The sequence below is a fragment of the Acutalibacter intestini genome (assembly GCF_034334985.1).
Classification (GTDB): Bacteria; Bacillota; Clostridia; order Oscillospirales; family Acutalibacteraceae; genus Acutalibacter; species Acutalibacter intestini.
The window spans coordinates 13,861-33,147 of record NZ_JAWXXL010000005.1; the positions used below are offsets into that span (position 1 = coordinate 13,861).

General features: G+C 57.1%; 18 protein-coding genes. All 18 read right to left on the reverse strand.

Annotated elements, in window-relative coordinates:
- Window positions 1-74 precede the first annotated feature (74 nt).
- The 18 genes from U8U68_RS05720 to U8U68_RS05805 all read right to left on the reverse strand — a co-directional run bounded on the left by U8U68_RS05720 (window position 75) and on the right by U8U68_RS05805 (window position 19,184).
- Window positions 75-644 (reverse strand): GNAT family N-acetyltransferase, encoded by a 570-nt coding sequence (locus U8U68_RS05720; protein ID WP_322199871.1) that lies wholly within the window; start codon window positions 642-644, stop codon window positions 75-77.
- 32 nt (window positions 645-676) lie between these two features.
- Window positions 677-1,639: a beta-ketoacyl-ACP synthase III gene (locus U8U68_RS05725; protein WP_322199872.1), complete on the reverse strand. Its 963-nt coding sequence runs from the start codon at window positions 1,637-1,639 to the stop codon at window positions 677-679.
- Window positions 1,640-2,072: 433 nt separating this feature from the next.
- Window positions 2,073-4,265: a polyribonucleotide nucleotidyltransferase gene (locus tag U8U68_RS05730; RefSeq protein WP_322199873.1), complete on the reverse strand. Its 2,193-nt coding sequence runs from the start codon at window positions 4,263-4,265 to the stop codon at window positions 2,073-2,075.
- 211 nt (window positions 4,266-4,476) lie between these two features.
- Window positions 4,477-4,740, reverse strand: a complete 264-nt coding sequence (rpsO, locus tag U8U68_RS05735; protein WP_322199874.1) for a 30S ribosomal protein S15 — start codon at window positions 4,738-4,740, stop codon at window positions 4,477-4,479.
- A 248-nt stretch (window positions 4,741-4,988) separates the two neighbouring features.
- Window positions 4,989-5,912: a thioredoxin-disulfide reductase gene (trxB, locus tag U8U68_RS05740; protein WP_367575798.1), complete on the reverse strand. Its 924-nt coding sequence runs from the start codon at window positions 5,910-5,912 to the stop codon at window positions 4,989-4,991.
- Window positions 5,909-6,220, reverse strand: coding sequence for a thioredoxin (trxA, locus tag U8U68_RS05745; RefSeq protein ID WP_322199876.1), 312 nt, complete (start codon window positions 6,218-6,220; stop codon window positions 5,909-5,911). The genes trxB and trxA overlap by 4 nt, the downstream gene beginning before the upstream one ends.
- 388 nt (window positions 6,221-6,608) lie before the next feature.
- Window positions 6,609-7,328, reverse strand: a complete 720-nt coding sequence (locus U8U68_RS05750; RefSeq protein ID WP_322199877.1) for an HAD family hydrolase — start codon at window positions 7,326-7,328, stop codon at window positions 6,609-6,611.
- Window positions 7,322-7,702: a DUF1667 domain-containing protein gene (locus U8U68_RS05755; RefSeq protein ID WP_322199878.1), complete on the reverse strand. Its 381-nt coding sequence runs from the start codon at window positions 7,700-7,702 to the stop codon at window positions 7,322-7,324. Before U8U68_RS05755 ends, U8U68_RS05750 begins: the two co-directional genes overlap by 7 nt.
- Window positions 7,703-8,986: an NAD(P)/FAD-dependent oxidoreductase gene (locus U8U68_RS05760; protein ID WP_322199879.1), complete on the reverse strand. Its 1,284-nt coding sequence runs from the start codon at window positions 8,984-8,986 to the stop codon at window positions 7,703-7,705. It abuts the gene before it with no gap.
- Entirely contained in the window at window positions 8,987-10,426 is a 1,440-nt protein-coding gene (locus U8U68_RS05765; protein ID WP_322199880.1) for an NAD(P)/FAD-dependent oxidoreductase, read from the reverse strand.
- A gap of 3 nt (window positions 10,427-10,429) precedes the next feature.
- Window positions 10,430-10,651 (reverse strand): hypothetical protein, encoded by a 222-nt coding sequence (locus U8U68_RS05770; protein WP_322199881.1) that lies wholly within the window; start codon window positions 10,649-10,651, stop codon window positions 10,430-10,432.
- A gap of 225 nt (window positions 10,652-10,876) precedes the next feature.
- Window positions 10,877-11,866 (reverse strand): Gfo/Idh/MocA family protein, encoded by a 990-nt coding sequence (locus U8U68_RS05775; RefSeq protein WP_322199882.1) that lies wholly within the window; start codon window positions 11,864-11,866, stop codon window positions 10,877-10,879.
- On the reverse strand, window positions 11,863-12,732 hold the full coding sequence (locus U8U68_RS05780) for a sugar phosphate isomerase/epimerase family protein (RefSeq protein WP_322199883.1): 870 nt from the start codon (window positions 12,730-12,732) through the stop codon (window positions 11,863-11,865). Before U8U68_RS05780 ends, U8U68_RS05775 begins: the two co-directional genes overlap by 4 nt.
- A 262-nt stretch (window positions 12,733-12,994) precedes the next feature.
- On the reverse strand, window positions 12,995-13,831 hold the full coding sequence (locus U8U68_RS05785; protein WP_322199884.1) for an ABC transporter permease: 837 nt from the start codon (window positions 13,829-13,831) through the stop codon (window positions 12,995-12,997).
- Complete coding sequence (locus tag U8U68_RS05790; RefSeq protein WP_322199885.1) at window positions 13,828-14,808, reverse strand: ABC transporter permease; 981 nt, start codon at window positions 14,806-14,808, stop codon at window positions 13,828-13,830. The genes U8U68_RS05785 and U8U68_RS05790 overlap by 4 nt, the downstream gene beginning before the upstream one ends.
- A 173-nt stretch (window positions 14,809-14,981) precedes the next feature.
- The gene (locus U8U68_RS05795) at window positions 14,982-15,779 is read right to left on the reverse strand and encodes an ABC transporter ATP-binding protein (protein ID WP_322199886.1); all 798 of its coding nucleotides are present in this window, start codon (window positions 15,777-15,779) and stop codon (window positions 14,982-14,984) included.
- 175 nt (window positions 15,780-15,954) lie between these two features.
- Complete coding sequence (locus tag U8U68_RS05800; RefSeq protein WP_322199887.1) at window positions 15,955-17,487, reverse strand: ABC transporter substrate-binding protein; 1,533 nt, start codon at window positions 17,485-17,487, stop codon at window positions 15,955-15,957.
- A gap of 626 nt (window positions 17,488-18,113) precedes the next feature.
- Window positions 18,114-19,184, reverse strand: a complete 1,071-nt coding sequence (locus tag U8U68_RS05805) for a transglutaminase-like domain-containing protein (RefSeq protein WP_322199888.1) — start codon at window positions 19,182-19,184, stop codon at window positions 18,114-18,116.
- Window positions 19,185-19,287: the final 103 nt, after the last annotated feature.

Sequence of the window (19,287 nt, forward strand, 5' to 3'; positions counted from 1 at the left end):
CTCTGGCTTGGTCCTGACCGACATGTCACATTCAGCCTTCTGCTGATTTTGCAAACTCCCCGATAAACTGGAATTTATAAACCTCGCTGGGCAACAATTACGGTATAGTTTTCCGTATCATATGTAACTCCTGTTTCCCTAAAACCATTTTTGTGCCAAAAATGTTCTGCTTGAGGATTCCCTTTTACCCAACCAAGGCGGATATTCGCCATCCCGATACAGGACAGATAAGCACACAGGTCGTTGATGATCTTGCTCCCTGTTCCAGAATTCTGTATGGACACATCCGTCATAAAAAATCCAATAAAGGCTGTTGATGAATCCGGATAGGCCATGATGAAATCCATCACAGCAATCAGTTTTTCCCCATCATAAAATCCCAGATAATACTTATCGCACATTTCCTTATTGGGAGGGAGCGCATTCATATCATCCATAATGCTCTGTTCTGATACAAACGGTGGACAGTATTGATAGTATAAACTGTTTTTACAGCATAATTTGTATATTTCAGCTACATCATCGGCACACATCTTCCGAACATGATATTGATTGGAAAATAACGAAATATTCACTTTTTTTTCCCCCAAACATTCAAACACCGCTTTGCTGCCTTGTACGCAAAGAGGCACGGCGCCAACCAATCAGCCGCCAAAGGCAAAACACGCGCCCGAGCCTATTTTGCCCAGCGCAGGACACAGGCCGCGCTGGATAAACCTCCGCCAAAGGCAGCCATTACTATATAGTCCCCAGGCTGGAAGGTTCCCGCCCGGGCAGCCTCGTCTAAAAGAATCGGCTCACTGGCCGAGGAAGTATTGCCGCAGTGGTCAATGTTCACAAGAAAACGCTCTGGGGCAATTTCCGGCAGACGCCGGCGCGCCTCGTTAATAATACGCAGGTTGGCCTGGTGGGGGATCACGGCTTTCACCTGTTCCCCGGTGATACCGGCCTTTTCCATCACTGAGCGGATGTCATTGACCATAGAGGTAACGGCGAATTTATAGGTATCCTGCCCTTTCATAAAAACGCAGTTTTTATCCCGTTGTACCTGATAAAATGGGGAATTGTCCCACGCGGTGGGAATATGGATCACATCGTCCCCGCCTTTGGTGTGCAGCTCACTGGCTATATAGCCGTTGCCCTCGCCCAGAACCACCGCCCCGGCGCCGTCCCCGAAGATGCAGCAGGTGCCCCGGTCGGTCCAGTCCAGAAGGCCGCTCATTCGTTCTGCGCTGACCACCAGCACCCGCCGGACAGTTTTCCGTACAAAGAAACCCGCGGCCACATCCATGGCAAAAAGAAAGCCCGGACAGGCTACGTTAATGTCAAAAGCAGGGCAGCTGGCGCCAAGACGGTTCTGCACCATCCCGGCCAGCCCAGGAGAAATGGTGTCTGCGCTGATGGTCGCGGCAATAATCAGGTCCAGCTCTCTGGCAGAAACCCCCGCGTCCTCCAGGGCCCGCCGGGCGGCCTCCGCCCCTAAATCCGTGACGGTTTCGGTGGTGCACACTCTGCGCTCCTTTACCCCCACCCGCTGGGTAATCCACTGGTCCGAGGTCTCCACCATTTCAGACAGGTCTTGGTTTGTTACCACCCGCTGGGGCAAAAAGCTGCCGGTGCCAAGGATATTAAAGCTCATGATTATGACCTCTTCCTTTCTTACGGGGCCGGAAGCCGCCGCGTTTGAGATAAGCGCTGTGTGCTTTCTTTTGCGTTTCTGTGGGCGGCCCGTTTTCAGCAGCCCAAAAATATCCAATATGCTATACCTTATTATTTTAATGGATTTTACCGGATTTGTCAATCACTATAGTAAAGGCGCTTAAAAATCGATAGAGCCGGTTTTTAAGCAAAAGACTTTGTCGATTTTACACAGCATTCATTGCTTCACAACAAAGAATGGTCAACCCAAACATGCCGCTTCCAAGAAAATGGAAGTGTTAAAGAGGGAGACATGGAGTCTTCTGCGGATGGGAGGGAAATCCCTTCCCAAAAACCCCCGGCAAGCTTTTACCTGCCGGGGGTCATTTTACAATTCTCTTAATATTATACCAAGCTTCCAGGGCAATTATCCCTTACCGGCGGTCGTGGTCCCGGCGGGGAGGACGGCGGTCATGGTCCCGGTCCCGGCGGGGCCCCCGGTCGTTGCTGATGTCGTTTTCCGGCACCGCGCCATCCAGGTCAATCAAAGCGTCCCGGCGGGAGAGGTTTAGCCGCCCCTTGTCGTCAATCTCCAGCACCTTCACCTTTACCACATCGCCCACGTTTACCACGTCGGTAACCTTCTCGGTGCGCTTAATGTCCAGCCGGGAGATGTGCACCAGCCCCTCTTTACCCGGGGCAATCTCTACAAACGCGCCAAAGTCCATAAGCCTGGTCACCCGGCCGTTATAGTAGCTGCCCGGCTCTGGGTCGTTAACAATGGTATCCACAATATCCATAGCCCGGTGGCACTTCTCTATATCCAGACCAGAGATGTACACATGGCCGTCCTCTTCCACATCCATGGTAATCTCGCACTCGGCGCAGATTTTCTGGATGACCTTGCCGCCGGTGCCGATAACTTCGCGGATCTTGTCTACAGGGATCTGCATGGAAAGCATCTTGGGTGCGTAAGCGGAGAGCTGGGGCCGAACATCCGGAATGGCTTTAAGCATGATCTCGTCAATAATATAGTTTCGGGCCTTGTGGGTCTTTTCCAGGGCCTCTTTTACCATCTCAGGGGTCAGGCCGCTGATCTTCAGATCCATCTGAATGGCCGTAATGCCCTTCTTAGTACCGCCTACTTTAAAGTCCATATCTCCGAAAAAGTCTTCAATGCCCTGGATGTCCACCATGGTCATCCAGCGGTCGCCTTCTGTGATCAGGCCGCAGGAAATGCCCGCCACTGGGGCCTTGATGGGCACACCCGCGTCCATCAGCGCCAGGGTGGAGCCGCAGATAGAGGCCTGAGAGGTGGAGCCGTTGGAAGAGAGCACCTCGCTGACCAGGCGGATGGTATAGGGGAACTGCTCAATGCTGGGCACCACAGGCACCAGAGCCCGCTCGGCCAGGGCGCCGTGGCCGATCTCCCGGCGTCCAGGGCCTCGGCTGGGACGTGTTTCGCCCACAGAATAGGAGGGGAAGTTGTAGTGGTGGATGTACCGCTTGCTCTCCTCCTCGTCAATGCCGTCCAGCAGCTGGTTGTCCCGGATGGACCCCAGGGTGGCCACGGTAAGCACCTGGGTCTGGCCCCGGGTGAACATGCCAGAGCCATGGGTGCGGGGCAGCAGGGCTACCTCGGCGGCCAAGGGCCGCATGTCGTCCATACCACGGCCGTCCACCCGCTTCTGTTCGTCCAGCAGCCAGCGGCGGACCACGTACTTCTGGGTTTTATACAGGCACTCGTCAATTTTGGCCTCCTGCTCTGGATATTCCGGGTCAAAACGCTCGTGCACTTTCTCATAGACAGGCTTCAGACGTTCATCCCGCACGTTCTTATCGTCCGTGTCCAAAGCGGCGCGCACGTCGTCCTCGGCAAAGCTCTTAATGGCCTCAAACATCTCCGGCTCCGGCTCATTGCTGGGGTAAGAGAACTTCTCTTTGCCCAGCTCCGCCTGGATGCCCTGGATAAACTGTAAAATATGCTGGTTGGCCTCGTGGCCGGCCATAATGCCGTTATACATCACCTCGTCGGAGATCTCATTGGCTCCGGCCTCAATCATGGCAATGCGCTGGGTGGTGGAAGCCACGGTAACGGCCATTTCGCTCACCTTCCGCTGGGCGGCATTGGGATTTATAATGAACTCTCCATCGATTAAGCCCACGGAAACCCCGGAAATGGGGCCGTTCCAGGGAATATCTGAGATGGACAGGGCAATGGAGGTGCCCACCATAGCGGCGATCTCCGGCGAACAGTCCTGGTCCACAGACATTACGGTGCAGACAATGGCTACGTCGTTGCGCATATCCTTGGGGAACAGAGGACGGATGGGCCGGTCAATCATCCGGCAGACCAGGGTGGCCTTTTCGCTGGGGCGGCCCTCCCGCTTTAAAAAAGAGCCAGGAATTTTTCCCACAGAGTAAAGCTTTTCCTCAAAGTCTACAGAAAGCGGGAAGAAGTCGATGCCGTCCCGGGGCTTGGCAGAGGCGGTGGCGGCCACATGCACCACGGTCTCGCCATAGCGCACCAGGCACTCGCCGTTGGCCAGCTGGGCCATTTTGCCGGTTTCAATGACAAGGGGCCGGCCGGCAAAGTCTGTTTCAAACCGCTTGAAATTCTCAAACATGATGGTATTCCTTTCTCCCCCGGTCAGGGGGCGGGTTATCGTTGACGCCCGATGGTCCTGTTTGACAAATAAGCAAGCCCAGGCCCAAGGTCTACGGCTGGTTTATTTGTAAAACAGGGGTCCATCAAAGGGCGCGGTCTTTGCGGTAAGAATACAGGAAGAGCGGCGGGCATACCGCCGCCCAACCCAATATTCCTCGAGGGTGGAAAAATTACTTACGAATGCCCAGCTCGGCAATGATAGAGCGGTAGCGCTCAATGTCGATTTTAATTAGATAGTTCAAAAGGCTGCGGCGCTGGCCAACCATTTTCAGCAGGCCCCGGCGGGAGTGATGGTCCTTCTTGTTGGAGCGCAGGTGCTCGGTTAGGTCGTTGATACGCTTCGTCAGCACAGCAATCTGCACTTCGGGCGAGCCAGTGTCGCCCTCGTGGCGGGCATACTTTTGGATGATCTCGGTTTTCTGGGATTTGGTCATAACAATTCACCTTTCTTAAGAGGGCGGTCTGCCCCTCTTTAAAAATTCACCCATACCCACAGGCCAGGGTCGGTGGGGCCCGGTTTGGTCCGAGGGAAGGGTACTCGCATTATTCTAGCATACTTAAAAGCTTTTGTAAAGCTTGAGTTTTGGGGAAATGGCGCAGTTTTCCCCATGCTTTCCCGCTTTCACACTGCCCCTAAAGCCAAAAGCCGCTCCCCGGTGGGCGCGGCTTTTATTGCGGGTCCTTATCCGCCTAAATATTCCTGGGCAAAATGGGCCGCTACCGCTCCGTCCGCAGCGGCGGTAACCACCTGGCGCAGGGGCTTTTGGCGCAGGTCGCCTACGGCGAATACGCCCGGCAGGTTGGTGCGGGTAGTCTCGTCCGCCGCCACATAGCCCTGGGCGTCCAGATCCACCTGGCCCTTCAGCAGCTCTGAATTGGGCCGTTGGCCCACAGCCATAAACACCCCCGCGCAGGTTAGAGCCCGGCGCAGGCCCGTGGCATTATCCGCCACCAAAAGCCCGGTGAGCCGGTCCCCGGCCAAGAGCTCCTTTACTTGGCTGTTAAGGATCATCTCTACCCCCGGGGTTTGTTCCAGCAGCTCCTGCTGGCTTTTTGGGGCCCGCAGCTTGTCTCTGCGGTGGATGAGGTACACCTTTTCACATAGCCGGGTCAGGTACAGGGCGTCCGCCACAGCGGTATTGCCCCCGCCCACCACGGCTACGGTTTTGTTCCGGTAGAACATGCCGTCGCAGGTGGCGCAGTAAGACACCCCCCGGCCCCGCAAAGCCCGCTCATTGGGGAGGCCCAGCTCACGGGGGCTGGCCCCTGTGGCAAGCACCACGGTGCGGCCCTGGAAAGCCTCCTTGGCGGTACGGACTGTCTTTATCTTTTCGCTAAGTTCCAGCCCGGTGGCCTGGGCCAACAGGGTTTTGGCGCCAAAGCGCTCGGCGCCCTCTTTCATCTGCATGGCCAGTTCAAAGCCGTTTATGCCCTGGGAAAAGCCCGGATAGTTGTCAATCCAGTCCGTGGTGCCCATCTGGCCCCCAGGGGCCAGCATTTCCAGCAAGAGTACAGAAAGCCCGGCCCGGGCCCCATATAGAGCGGCGGTGTAGCCTGCGGGGCCTCCGCCCACAATGAGCATATCGTATACTTGGTTTTCCACTATTTGATGAGCTCCTCCAGGGCGGTCTTGGGCTGAAGACCCACCAGCGTGGCGGCAGGCTGGCCGTTTTTAAAGAGAATGGCGGTGGGAATGCTCATCACGCCGTAGCGGCCGGCCAGGTCGGGCTGCTGGTCCACGTTGACCTTGCCCACCACCACGGCCTCGGGGTTTTCCTGGGCGAACTCGTCCACAATGGGGGAAAACATGCGGCAGGGCCCGCACCACTCGGCCCAAAAATCCACCAAGACGGGGATAGAGGAGCCCAGGACCTCCTGGTCAAAATTATCGGTTGTAAAGGTTTTCACGGACATAAATGATGCCTCCTAACAAAATAATATTGGGGTCAAAGCAAGAACGAAAAGCGGGGCGGCGAAAAGAGATAATCCGCGGGTTACCGTTATCCCCGGCAGAATTAGCGTCCCACCTATTAAATTATACTCTATAGCAGCTAAAAAGCAAGGGCTGAATAACATATGCGCCAGCGCTGCCGCTGGAACCAGGCAAAGGCCCAGGAATCCCCCAGCGGAACCCCCATAAAGCCGTAGCGCGCCCAAAGAGCGGGCTGTGGCGGAAAGTTCTTCTGCTTTAGCGGCAGGGGGAGGTGGCAGAGGAAGGAGAGCCCCAGGACCAGCCTGGCCCACAAGACGGTTTTGCCGGGGCTACAGGCCCGTGGTTTTAGTATTGGGCGGGCGGGGGCCATTATTCCACCCCGGCGAATTTCAAAAATTCTTGAAAGCTGCCCATTTGCGCCCCCGAGGCCTCCGCGTACTCTTCATGTTCCAGGCAGTTGGTAATAAGGTAGGCCTCTATCCCGGCTTGTCCTGCCGCTACAGCGTCCTCCAGGGCGTCGTTTCCCACCATGAGGCACTCTTCGGGCCGGGCGGAGAGATTGCGCAAAACTTCCTGAAAATATAGGGGGTTGGGCTTGCAGTAAGAGCAGCCCTCGTAGCTGGTCACCAGGGCGAAGTCCTGGGGCCGCAGCCCTAGCCAACCCAGCCGGGTGGCCACCCCCACTGCGGGGAACAGCGGATTTGTGGCCAGCGCCACCCGATAGCCCTTTGCTTTCAGGCTGTCTACCGCAATTTTAGCCAGGGGGTTCTCCTCTACGGCGGACCGGGCCCCGTGAAACTCGTTGGCATAGAAACTGTCAAAGACAGGCCGCATTTCCAGCACCTGTTCCCCCAGTTCTCCGGCGAATACCCGCCAGAACCGGGCGTCGTTTTTCATGCTTCCATCGTTCTGTATCATGGCCTTTGTGCCCTTCCACACCGCGGCCACCAGACTTTTGGCCTCATAGCCAAAGGGCGCGGCCTTTTGGGCCAGCAGCTGGAAATAGGTGTTGGTAAAGCGCTGGGTTTCCATGGGCAGCAGGGTGCCGTCCAGGTCGAGGAGGATAGTGTTGATGTTATTTCTTAGCAAACTGGCGCCTCCGTTTCCACCGCCCGGGTGGCAACTAGGTCTACCCCTGTGCCAGCGATGTCCGCCAAGATCACATCACCTATGGCCACCGGGGCCTGGGCTGCAACACGGCGGATAGCTTTCATACAGTCAAAAATTTTGTCTTTCGGGACGTCCGTGCGGGTGCGCACCGGCAGCACCGGAGCGCATCCGCCCACCAGCCGTACCGTAGAGGTAACGGTCCGGGTGGGGGCGGCAACCTCCTTTTTTCCATAGGCCTCTCCCCGCTTGCAGGTGTTTCCGCTAACAGAGAGCACCTGGCCCTGTCCGTCGGTCTCCACCTTTAGGGGGCAGCCCAGGGGACAGCTGATACAGGTCAATTCTATTATAGCCATTTACATGCCCTCCCTTTCAGTGCTTACAGTGTTTGCGTCTATGATAATCGGGCCCTCCGCCCCTTCCAGCCATTCTTTTTTCAAAAGGACTTGCTCCATCTCCCCCGGGGCCATTACAGGCCGTTTGCGGCGCAGCAGTTCTTTGTCTGCGGTGCGCACAGTGACCACCGCGTCCCGCAGGTTCTGCCCCACCCGAAAGCGCACTACGGCATCTGGCCCCATGCGCTGGGGGGAGATGGTGCAGGGCACCGTGTAGCGCACCGCTCCGGCAGGGACAAGAGAAAGCTCTTCCTGGGCGGCAGACACAGTCCCCTGGACAAACCGGGCTGCACTGCGCCCGGCCTGGACCGCTTCCTCCGAAACATAGTCCACCAGGTCATGGACATGCAGCACGTTGCCGCAGGCAAATACCCCAGGAATGTTAGTCTCCAGGCTCTCGTTAACTTTTGGCCCGCCAGTGGCTGGGACCAGCTCTACGCCCACAGCCTTGGAGAGCTCGTTTTCCGGCAGCAGCCCCACGGAAAGCAGAAGGGTGTCGCAGTCAAAGTCCTCCTCCGTGCCTGGGACCGGCTTTAGGCGCTCGTCCACCTGGGCAATGGTTACCCCAGTAACCCGCTCTTTGCCCCGAATGTCCACTACTGTGTGGCTAAGCTTTAGGGGAATGCCATAATCCTGTAGGCACTGGACAATGTTCCGCTTCAGCCCGCCGGAGTAGGGCATCAGCTCGGCCACGCATAGAACCTTAGCGCCTTCCAGGGTCATGCGCCGGGCCATGATCAGCCCAATGTCCCCGCTGCCCAAAATCACAATACGCCGGCCCGGCAGGTACCCCTCCAGGTTTACCAGCCGCTGGGCGGTGCCAGCGGAAAAAATACCCGCTGGACGGGTGCCGGGAATATTCAGGGCTCCCCGGGGCCGTTCCCGGCAGCCCATAGCCAGCACCACCGCCTTGGCTCTGGTTTGCAGCAGGCCCTCCTGGCGGCTGACAGAGACTACGTTCACCCGGTTTCCCTCCTGCTTTAGGTCCACCACGGTGGCGCTTAACTGATAGGGAATGCCAAGGGCCAGGGCTTTATCAATATAGCGGGCAGCGTATTCGGGCCCAGTAAGCTCCTCTTTAAAGGTATGCAGGCCAAACCCATTGTGAATGCACTGGTTCAAAATGCCGCCCAGTTCCTTTTCCCGCTCCAAGATCAGTACGTCCTGGACGCCGGCCTCCCGGGCGGCAATGGCGGCGGCCAGGCCGGCGGGTCCCCCCCCGATAATCACAATGTCGTGTTCCACCTAGTTCTCCTCCTTCCGGGTTTTTTCTAAGACGATTTGGGCCTGGGGACCGTTTTTGCGCACTTGGGTGAGGTCCATGGAGAGTTCCCGGGCCAAAATCTCCATGACCCGAGGGGAGCAGAAGCCGCTTTGGCAGCGGCCCATGCCCGCCCGAGTCCGGCGTTTCACTCCATCCAGGGTTTTGGCGCCCAGGGTGCTGTGGATGGCGTCTAATATCTCCCCTTCCGAGACCTCTTCGCAGCGGCAGATAATGCTGCCGTACCGGGGGTCCTCCGCAATTTTTTTAGCCCGTTCCTCCAGGTCCATCTCCGCCAACTTTGGAACACCCCGGCGGATGGGGTCAAAGGACTCTTTTTCTGCTAAGTTCAGGGCTTCAGCGACCATCCCGGCCATGTGCACGCCAATGGCCGGAGCGCTGGAAAGGCCTGGGGACTCGATGCCGGACGCGTCGAAAAAGCCAGGGGCGGACTGGGCCAGAACAAAGTCGTCTCCAGCTTCATGGGCTCGCTGGCCCATAAAGGAGGTAATTACCTGGCGCATCGGAACGCCCTTGACCCCCCAGGCGGACTTTTCCGCCACCTCCCTTAGGCCCTGGGCCGTGGTGGCCGTATCCTCTGGGTCCGGGGAGTCCTCCGCCGTGGGGCCTACCAGCAGGTTGCCATGGACAGTGGGGGTTACCAGCACCCCCTTGCCCATTTTCCCCGGCAGTTGGAAGATGGTGCGGCCCACGTGCCCCCCGGCAGTCTTATCCAAAAGGCAGTACTCGCCTTTGCGGGGAATGATATTCAGTTTCTTCTCACAGACCATATTGTGCAGCCAAGCTCCATGGACCCCGGCGGCGTTTACCACTGCCCGAGCCAGAATGTCCTCGCCGTTGGTTTTTAGCAGCCAGCCTTCCGGCACTGCTTCCAGGCTGGTAACTTCTGTGTCAAAGCGAAACTCTACTCCGTTGTGGGCAGCGTTTTCCGCCAGGCCAAGAGTTAGTTCAAAGGGGCAGACCACCCCCGAGGTATTTGCCAGCAGCGCCCCGCAGACGGCATCTGTCAGGTTGGGCTCCAGGGCTCGGGCCTCTTCTCCGGTTAATAGGGACAGGCCCTCCACCCCGTTTTCTATGCCCCGCTGGTACAGGGCCTCCAGCTGGGGCAGCCCGGCGGGGTCCAGGCAAACCACCAGAGCCCCAATGCGCCGGAAGGGCACGTCCAGTTCCTTTGCAATCTGGTCCATCATCCGGCTGCCTTCCACATTCATCTTGGCTTTTAGAGAGCCGGGCAGGGCGTCAAAGCCTGCGTGGACAATGGCGGAATTCGCCTTGCTGGTCCCCTCGCACACGTCTAAGGCCCGCTCCACCACCAGAAAGCTGCCCTGCCGCCGGGAGAGTTCCCGGGCAATAGCACAGCCGGTAACGCCCGCACCGATAATGGCCGCGTCATATTGCTTCATTGTCTATGTTCCTTTCCCGAAAAGCACAAGTCCATAAGGCTGGCCTTTCGACATCACTGATGAAAATTCTTTCCCGCATAAATATAGCACAAAGGGAATTTTTCCGCAAGGGGCAAAAGCACGCTTAGGGCTTATTGAAACATAGAGGGAATGAGGATTTTTGACGCGGAAGATGGCCTCTTCTGGGCAAAAAGTCGGCGTTTTGGATGTTTCAATTTCAAACAAGCCCTAAACTTCTTTTGCTTTAAGTGGCCTGGAAAAGCTGAGACTCTCATTTCCGGCGGGTTTCTTCTGGACAGCACTTGAATAAACAAAAAATAAAAAAGAGCCGCCTGGGTGGCTCTTTTTTTGTGTAAGCCCCGGTTTGGGGCTGTGTTTCAGGCAGTACATCCAGGGGAGAGATAGAGACCAGTCCGCTGTCCCCTGGGGACTCGCATTCGTGTGGACTTTTTAAGAAGCTCTTGCGGTCTCATACAGCCTTAACATCAGCTCCACAGTGTCCGCCACGCCGGAGATGTCATTGCGAAAGGCCCCGCCGCTGAGGACGCAGCGGTAAAAGTCCTCTATGCAGCGTCCATGGCTGGCTCCCCAGTAGGTTTTGCCTCCCAAGTGGGAGGCTTGGGAGAAATCTTGCCGCTCGATAGAGCCGTCTTTCCAGCGGACTGTGACCTCTTCGCCCTCCAGGCGCAGGGTGGCGTTTTCGCAAGTCAGCTCCAGCAGGACGGGAGAGTCTGTGCAGTGGGCAGTGGTGGCGTAGAATAGACCGGTTTTGCCGCCAAAGTCTATAGCAGCCTCCAGGGTGTCCTCCACTTCGATGATTCCCTGTAGGTGCCGGTTAGCTAGGCTGGCCCCCAGAACCTGGCCCTGACCTAAAAACTGTACCATTAGGTCCAGGGTATGGATGGACTGGTTGATGAGCACGCCGCCGCCCTCGGTAGAGAGGGCGCCCCGCCAGCCGCTCTCGGTATAATAGGGGGCGTCCCGATGCCAAGTGACAAAGGCCCTGGCTCCCAGCACAGCCCCAGGCCTGCCGGAGTCGAATAGCTGCCGTACATAGGCCACGCTGGGGTTATAGCGGTTCTGGAAGCAGACCCCCAGACGGACCCCTTTTATTTGTTGAAAAGCCTCCCACTGGGCACGGGTCATGGCCGGGGGCTTTTCAGTAAACACATGAATGCCCCGCCGGGCAGCCTCCTGGGCCATGGGAACATGCAGGTAGTGGGGTGTGCAGATGTGTAGCACGTCAAGGGCTTCTTGGTCCAGCAGTTCTTCCAGAGAGCCGTAGGCTTTGCCGCCGAATTCCTGGGCAAAGGCCTGGGCGCGCTCCAGACGGATGTCGGCAAAAGCCGCCAGCTGGGCGGTTTCCTGGCGGGTTAGCGCGCCGCTATGTACATGAGCGATACCTCCGCATCCCACCACAGCGCAAGTTAGTTTGTTCATGCCATTGCCTCCTTAGCGGCGGGAATGCCCTCCAGAATCTCCCGTAAGGCATTTAGAGCCAGCTTCCAGGCAGACTTTCCGTCCAAAACGCCCTCTCTTTTGGCCGGGTCCTTTTCCAGTGCCGCCAGCCCGGCAAAGTCGGTGAGGTGAGGCTCCAAAGACAGGAAGCCCCGCCAACCTCCGGTAATCAGCTGGCTGAGAATCTCCTTCACATGCCCCACGCCCTGGCCGGCGGGCACAATTTTCTTTTCCGCGGTGGCATCCTTAATGTGAATGTACCGGATGTAGGGACTTAGCAGCTGATAGGCCTCCAGGGTAGGCTGGCCCACCTCCACAAAATTGGCAAAGTCAAACACAGCCCCAAAGTGGGGGCCAGAGAGGGCTTCCATCAGTTCCAGACAACGGGGGGCGGCGTCCCCGAAAATGCCCTTTTCGTTTTCGTGGAGGAGTACCGCGTCCCAGCGGGTAGCTTCCTCCACCATGGTTCCCAGGCGTTCCAGCACCTGGGAGCGGTAATCTTCCGGCAGGGCGTTTTGGGGGAGATAAAAGCTGAACATGCGCAGATAGGGGGCGGAAAGCTCTTTCTGAATCTCCAGGGTGCGTTTCAGTTTTTCCAGGTGGGGGGCAAAGGGTTCTTCTATGCCAATTTTCCCGATGGGGGAACCAATAGAGGATACTTGTATACCCGCGGCTGCCAGCTTGGCCTTTATTTCTTGCAGCTGGGCAGGGGTCAGGTCTGAGACATTGACAGAGTCCGCGCCCCGCAGCTCCAGGTGGGTGACCTGGAACTCTCCAAGGGCGGCCAGCTGTTGGTCAAAGGCGGGGGAAATTTCGTCGGAGAAACCGGTAATCGTCAGTTTGTTCATAGAGAAGCATCCTTTCGAGGCGGATTTTCTTTATTATAGCAAATCGAGAGGAGAAGTCAAGCCTACCCCTTTTCCAGGAGTGTCCAAAAGAAGAGCTTATGACGACATTTTGGCCTCAGGCGGTTTAGGGGCTCTGCCCCTAAAAAAACCCGTAACTTTTGAAAAGGTGGACGAAACTTTTACCGTTTGTTCGTCGGAGCCTCGCCTTTAAACGCTTCGTTTGGAACACGCCTCCTTTTCCGTGTAATGCGTTTCATGCTTTTTATAGATTGCTCATCTTCCCATGCCCGCCTTCCCGCAGCCAGTTTCCTAGACTGGTGACGCACAGCAGCGTAGCGGTAAGAAAAAGCCCGGGAATGACCACCACCCACCAGTCTCCCGGGGTCTTTTCCGCCAAAGAGAGCATCCCGCCCCAGCTGATGAATTCCGGCGGAAGTCCAAGCCCCATAAAGCTAAGGGTGGCTTCCGCCATCATTGCGCTGCGCACTTCCATCACAGCCATAAATAGAATAGAAGGGAGAAAGTTTGGGGCCAGGTGCCGCCCCAGCACCCGGAAGAACCCGCTTCCCAGGGCTCGGGCCGCCACGACGAACTCACTGCCGCGAATCCTCAGTACCTCTGTGGCCACCAGTTTTGCCATGCCTGGCCAGCTGGTAAGCCCTAAAACAAAAGCCAGGGCCAGGGGGTTCTTCTGCCCCAGAATAGCCTGGAGAAACACCACGGCCAGCAGGCTCGGCACACTAAGCAGAAGCTCTGCCGTCCGGGTGAGCAGGGCGTTTAGCCAGGAGGGCGCACAGCCGCAAGCCGTGCCGAACACCACAGCGGCTCCGGTTGATACTGCTGTGGCAGTGAGGCCAATGAACAGGGACACCCGTCCGCCGGACCAGATCATGGAAAAGATGTCCCGTCCCATGGCGTCCGTGCCAAAGAGGAACACTGGGCCTGGGGGCAGGGCGCAGTGGGACAAGTCCATGTAGGTGGGGTCGTGGGAAGAGAGAAGCTCCGCGAAAAGGCAGCCAAACAAAATGCTCCCCAGCACAGCCGCAGCCAAACGGGGAAACTTCCGCCCCGCTTGTTTTTTTGCCAACAGGGCTTTCACTGCGTTCCCTCCTTCATGCGCGGGTCCAGCCGGCGGCTGATGGCCCGGGAAATAGCGCCGCACAGGATGACCAGCCCGCCGGTCAGCAGACACAGCAGCATAAGCAGATTGTAGTCCTGGTAGCGGGCGCTCTCATAGGCCAGAGCGCCCAGGCCCGGGTAAGAAAACACGGTCTCCGCCACATAGGTGCCCCCCAGAATATGGGGCACAGAAATGGCCATAAGGCTAAGGTACGAGGGCAGGGCGCTGGGCAGCAGATGCCGGACCATCACCTGGGCCCGGTTCAGGCCCTTGGCCCGGGCCAGCAGCACATAGTCGGCCCGGGCTTCTTCTGCCAGGCGGTTGCGCAGCATGTAGGCATAGTACCATAGATGACTGCATACCACCACGGTCAACGGCAGGACCAGGTGCCGCAGCCGGTCCCAAAAGCCGCCCCCGCCCACAGTGTACGCCCCCGAGCTGGGCAGCCAGCGCAGCTGGACAGAAAAGACCAGAATGAGCACAAGGGAAAGCCAAAACTCTGGTATGCAGCCCCCGGCAGTGCCCACTTTGCAGATTACCCGGTCCACCATCCGGTCCTGATGCCAGACGCAGAACACAGCTAAAAACAGGGCCAGGCCAAAGGTCAGCACAAAGCCCAGCCCACCCAAGGCCAGGGTGTTGCCAATCCGGCTGAAGATCACCTGGGCAGCGTCCTGCTTATATTTGTAAGAGATGCCAAAGTCCCCCTGTAGAGCCCCTCGAAGCCACCGCAGATACTGGACAGGCAGGGGCGCGTTCAGACCCAGGCGGTTTTCCGCCCAGGCCCGCTCCTCTGGGCCCATCCGGTTGATCCGGTCCCCGAAATAAGAGGCCAAAGGGTCCCCGGGGGCCAGCCGGGAAAGGCAAAACACCAGCACGGAGAAAAGAAATAGGCTGAGCAAAAGGCCAAGAGCCTGCTTTAGAATGCGGATCAGGATAGGGCGCGTTTTTTTCATGGGGCCAGCTCCTTTGGCGTATTATAGGGCAGCTGTTGGTTCAAAAGAGGCTAGGGCTGGTATGAAACATCGGAAACGCCGTCTTTTTGCCCAAAAGAGGCCCCTTTCCGCGGGAAAAAACCTTGTCCACCGCTCGGTTGGCTTGCGGTGTTGCCCTAAAACTCTGCATCATTTTAAACCGCTTTTGAAATATGCTTACAATAAACAAATTCCGGGCTAAAAGCAGCGGGGGGCAGGGCGCGGAAGATTTCCTCTGCCGTGCCGCACTGTATAATCTTCCCCGCTTCCATCACGGCCACCCGGTCCGCCACCCGGGCCACTACGCCCCAGTCATGGGTGACCAATACCATGGCAAGGCCTTGGCGGCGCTGGAAGTTCTTCAATAGTTCTAAAATTTGCGCTTGGGTAGTCACATCCAGGGCGCTGGTGGGCTCGTCCGCCAAAAGGATTTGGGGCCCGCCCGCCAGGGCCATAGCCAGCACAACCCGCTGGCGCATTCCCCCGGAAAAATGGTGGGGATAAAGCCGGGCCCGTTCCTTCGGATGCTCAATGCCCACCAGGGCCAGCAGCTCTTCCACCCGGGCTCCAAGGGCCGGTCTGCTCAGCCGTGGACCATGGGCCCGCACTGCTTCCGCTAGCTGAGAACCCATCGTGCGGCTAGGGTTCAGGGCGGTCATAGGGTCTTGGAATACTAGCCCAATGGCCCGGCCCCGCAGGCGGCACAACTCTTTTTCGCTTTTTTGGATGAGGTCCTCCCCTGCCAGCATCACTTGGCCGCTGGTATGGGCGTTTTTAGGCAGTAGGCGGAGAATGCTCTTGCACAGAGTGCTCTTCCCGCAGCCAGAGGGGCCCACTACGGCCAGCGTTTCCCCCGCCTTTAGGGAAAGATCCACCTGCCGCAGAACTTGTGTGGTTCCGGCGGGAGTGGAAAAGGCAACGGATAGATTTTTTACTTCTAATAGGGCGGACATAGGCTCACTCCTTCTGGTGAGAGATGTGAGGGCCGAAAGGGAAAAACATCCCGCAGCCTGGGGGCCTGTCTCTCCTACCGCTTTAGGTACCGCATCCCAGTGGGAAAGAGCAGAGCTGAAAGCCCTGCTCGCGGCTGCGTAATGCGTCCTCTTCAGAAACACGCCGGTGGCCCGGCTAGGCCATCCGCCACTCTGTTATATTCCAGAAAATACCCACCCCGTGGTGGCCCATCACCGTATCGGCCGCAATCCCCTGCACGGTGTCTTTTGCCACATAGTTGGCATCTATGTAGCAGATAAAGGCATAGGGCGGGTCCTGGGCCAGGGCCTGCTGAAACTGGGCGTAAGCTTCTTTCCGCTGTTCGGTGTCCTGGGTCTGGCGGGCCTGGGTCAGGAACTGGTCCACCTGGGGGTTGGAGTAGCCGGAGTAGTTGGCTCCTTTGCCGGTGCCGAACACTTTATAGGTATGATCGTCTGCGTCAAAGGGACTTCCCCAGCCAATCAGGCAGGCCATTTGCCCGGCCCAATCCATCTGTGCGGGCAGTTCCACAACGCAGCGGATGCCAACGTCCCGCAGCTGCTGGGCGGCGGCCTGGGCAATGTCGATGCGGTCCTGTTCTCCAGGCATAACGCTGATTACAAAGCCCACCTCTTCCCCGTTCCGCTGGTAGAAGCCCTCGGGCCCCATAACACACCCGGCTTCTTCTAAAATCCGCTGGGCCCGGGCGGGGTCATACTCATAGTGGTCCACGTCCTCCAGGTGGTAGATGTTCCGCTGCAAGGGACCATAGGCGGCCATGCCCTGGCCTAAAAGCACAGAGTCAATAATAGCCTGCCGGTCTATCGCGCAGCAAATGGCTGGGATCAGGTCTCGGTTTTCGGTCCAATATGGATTCTGAAAGTTGAAAAGAATGCCTCTGTAGTCCGCGGTGGTCATGTCATAGCGGACAAAGCCCTTTTTTTCCACAAAGTCTTGGGCGTTCTGGGGGTCCAAAAGGGCCAGGTCCAGTTCCCCAGACTGTAGTTGAAGGGCCTGGGCATTGTCATCGGGGACAATCTTAAAAATAATTTGGTCAATCTGGGCCATGCCCTGAAAATACTCCTCATTTTTTGTAAGGACAATGGATTGGCCCGGGTCCCAGCTCTCCAGCCGGTAGGGGCCAGTGCCCACCGGGGCCCGGAAGAAAGCAGATTCCTGCATATCCTCCCCTTCCAGCCGGTGCCGGGGGAGCACGGCCATGGTCATATATTCCAGAAATGCCGCGTTGGGACCGCTAAGACGAAAGGCCACAGTGTGGCTGTCCACCACAGTAATCTCCTGAACATCCTCATAATTAGGGGCGTTTTCCGAGCCATTCTCTGGATTCATGATGGCTTCTATGGTGAATTTCACATCCTGGGCGGTAAAGGGCTCGCCGTCGTGCCAGAGGACGCCTTGCCGCAGGTGGAAGGTGTAAGTATAAGAGGCGGGGTCATAGTCCCAGCTTTCGGCCAGGCCGGGGACAATCTGGTTTTGCCCATCGTGGGCGGTTAGGCCATTAAACAGCAGCAGGTTGATCTCGCAATGTTCGTCCATAGCCGGGTTGATGCGGGTATAGTCCCCGCTGCCGTAGACAAGCGTGGAAGCGGCGGGGCCGGCAGCGGAATTACAGGAGCAGAGGGCCAGGCAAAGGCCCAGGGAGAGCAAAAGACAGAGAAATTTTTTCATAGGAGGAGTCCTTTCAATCAAATAATGGAGAAAACAGCAGGAACCAGGGGAAACTTATAGGGAACGCGGTTTATTTTCCCCTGGCACGGTGTGGGGCTGCTGTGTGCCAGTGATAAAGAGCAAGGCGTGACCTTACATGCGGCGGCTGGGCCCGGTAGATGAAACCCGGCGCCAGTGGGGATCCTTCTGTACAGCCCAAAATGTCCTTCCACGGCCCCAAGGAACCGGCAGGGCGGCTAGATTCCGCCCAACAAAAAAGCACACGTTCCCTCTGGGAGGGAGCGCGTGCCTTCTATGCACACATAAAAAGTTAACAAAGAGACAGCAGCCTCTTTTTAAGAAGCATTCATAGCGTTTAATTAGATGAAGCAGTATCATCTCTAAAGAATTCAGAGGCTTCGGCCCCTGGAATGCGGCTTCATGCCGCGGGAACCATTATAACGCATGGCGGAGAGAAAGTCAAGCCCAGGGATGACGGAGGCGTGTCCAAAATTCGTTCCCCAAAGCCTCGCTTGTCAACGCTTCATTTCGGACACGCCCGATTTTGATATAGAGGAAAGGCGTACCGCTGTTGCGCGGCACGCCCTTCCTCTTATTATGGGGGACTTACCCTTGTACTCTGAAGTTTAATAAATACTGGTGGCTTGATAAGACTGTGCCTTTGCCTGGTACTTGATATTATTGTTGCCAGAGGCCCAGGTGGGATCCATCAGCATCCATTTTTTGCCATTAAACCGCACCGCGCCGTTAATCCAGCCGTCCTTCTCGGAATAGACGTTGATCCAGGCATGGTACTCGCTGTTGCTCGCATAACCCATCACCAGCTTACAGGGAACACCCTGGCTGCGGAGCATACCAGCCATTAGGGCGGCGTAGTCAAAACAGACGCCCTTCTTGCTCTTCAGCACACTGTCCAGGTCCGGCATATAGCCGTTCTTCTCGCCACGGCGTACCGCGTCCGCAAAGGCGTTGTCATACTTCAGGTTCTTTACCACATAGTTGTACACAGCCTCTACCTTCTTCATGGCGTCTTTCTGCTTGCCCGCCAGCTTTTCGGCCTGGGCCACGGTGTTTTTGGCGTCCTCATAGTTCACATACTGGTTGGAGTACAGGAAGGGGCCAAACTCATCCTTTAGCTTGGCGGTAAAGGTGGCGGTGCACACCACGGCATATTTGCTGCCGGTAGTATTCTCATATACCTTTACGGTATAGCTGCCGTTGCCGTCCGCCAGGGTAAAGGTCTCCCACTGGCCAGCCTTGATGTCATGAATATATTCGCTTTGGGGGCCAGTTACCTTAACCCGCAGGCGCTTGCTGGTTGTAGCGGTGTATTTCACCATAAAGTAGCCATCGGTGGTATTAGAATAATCGATGGTAGCTTTCTGCTGCTTTGCCACCTTTGTGCCAGAAGCCACGGGCTTTACCTTTTTCATTACGGCGGCGCTGCCGCTGGAAAGAGCGATAATCTCCTCCGCCAGCTCCACTTCGCCCATGTCCACTTCTTCCACATAGGCTTCGTTCTCCGCACCTTCAAAGTCTAGTCCGCTGGCAGTGTCCAGATCTTCCTCCGCGCCCACGCCGGACTGAGCGGTTTCAGAGCCTGTACCGGCCTCAGAGGGGTTCCCAGTTTGGCCGCAGCCCGTAAGAAGCGTAATGGCCAGTAGTAGCGGGAGGGCCCTCTTGAAAATTTTCGTCATTGCGACCACTTTCCTTTCTTTAGGTACTGGAATTCGTTCATATAAATTCAGAGAAACCGGGGGTGTTCCTTTCTGACTGCATTAAGTATAGCACAGTCAAACG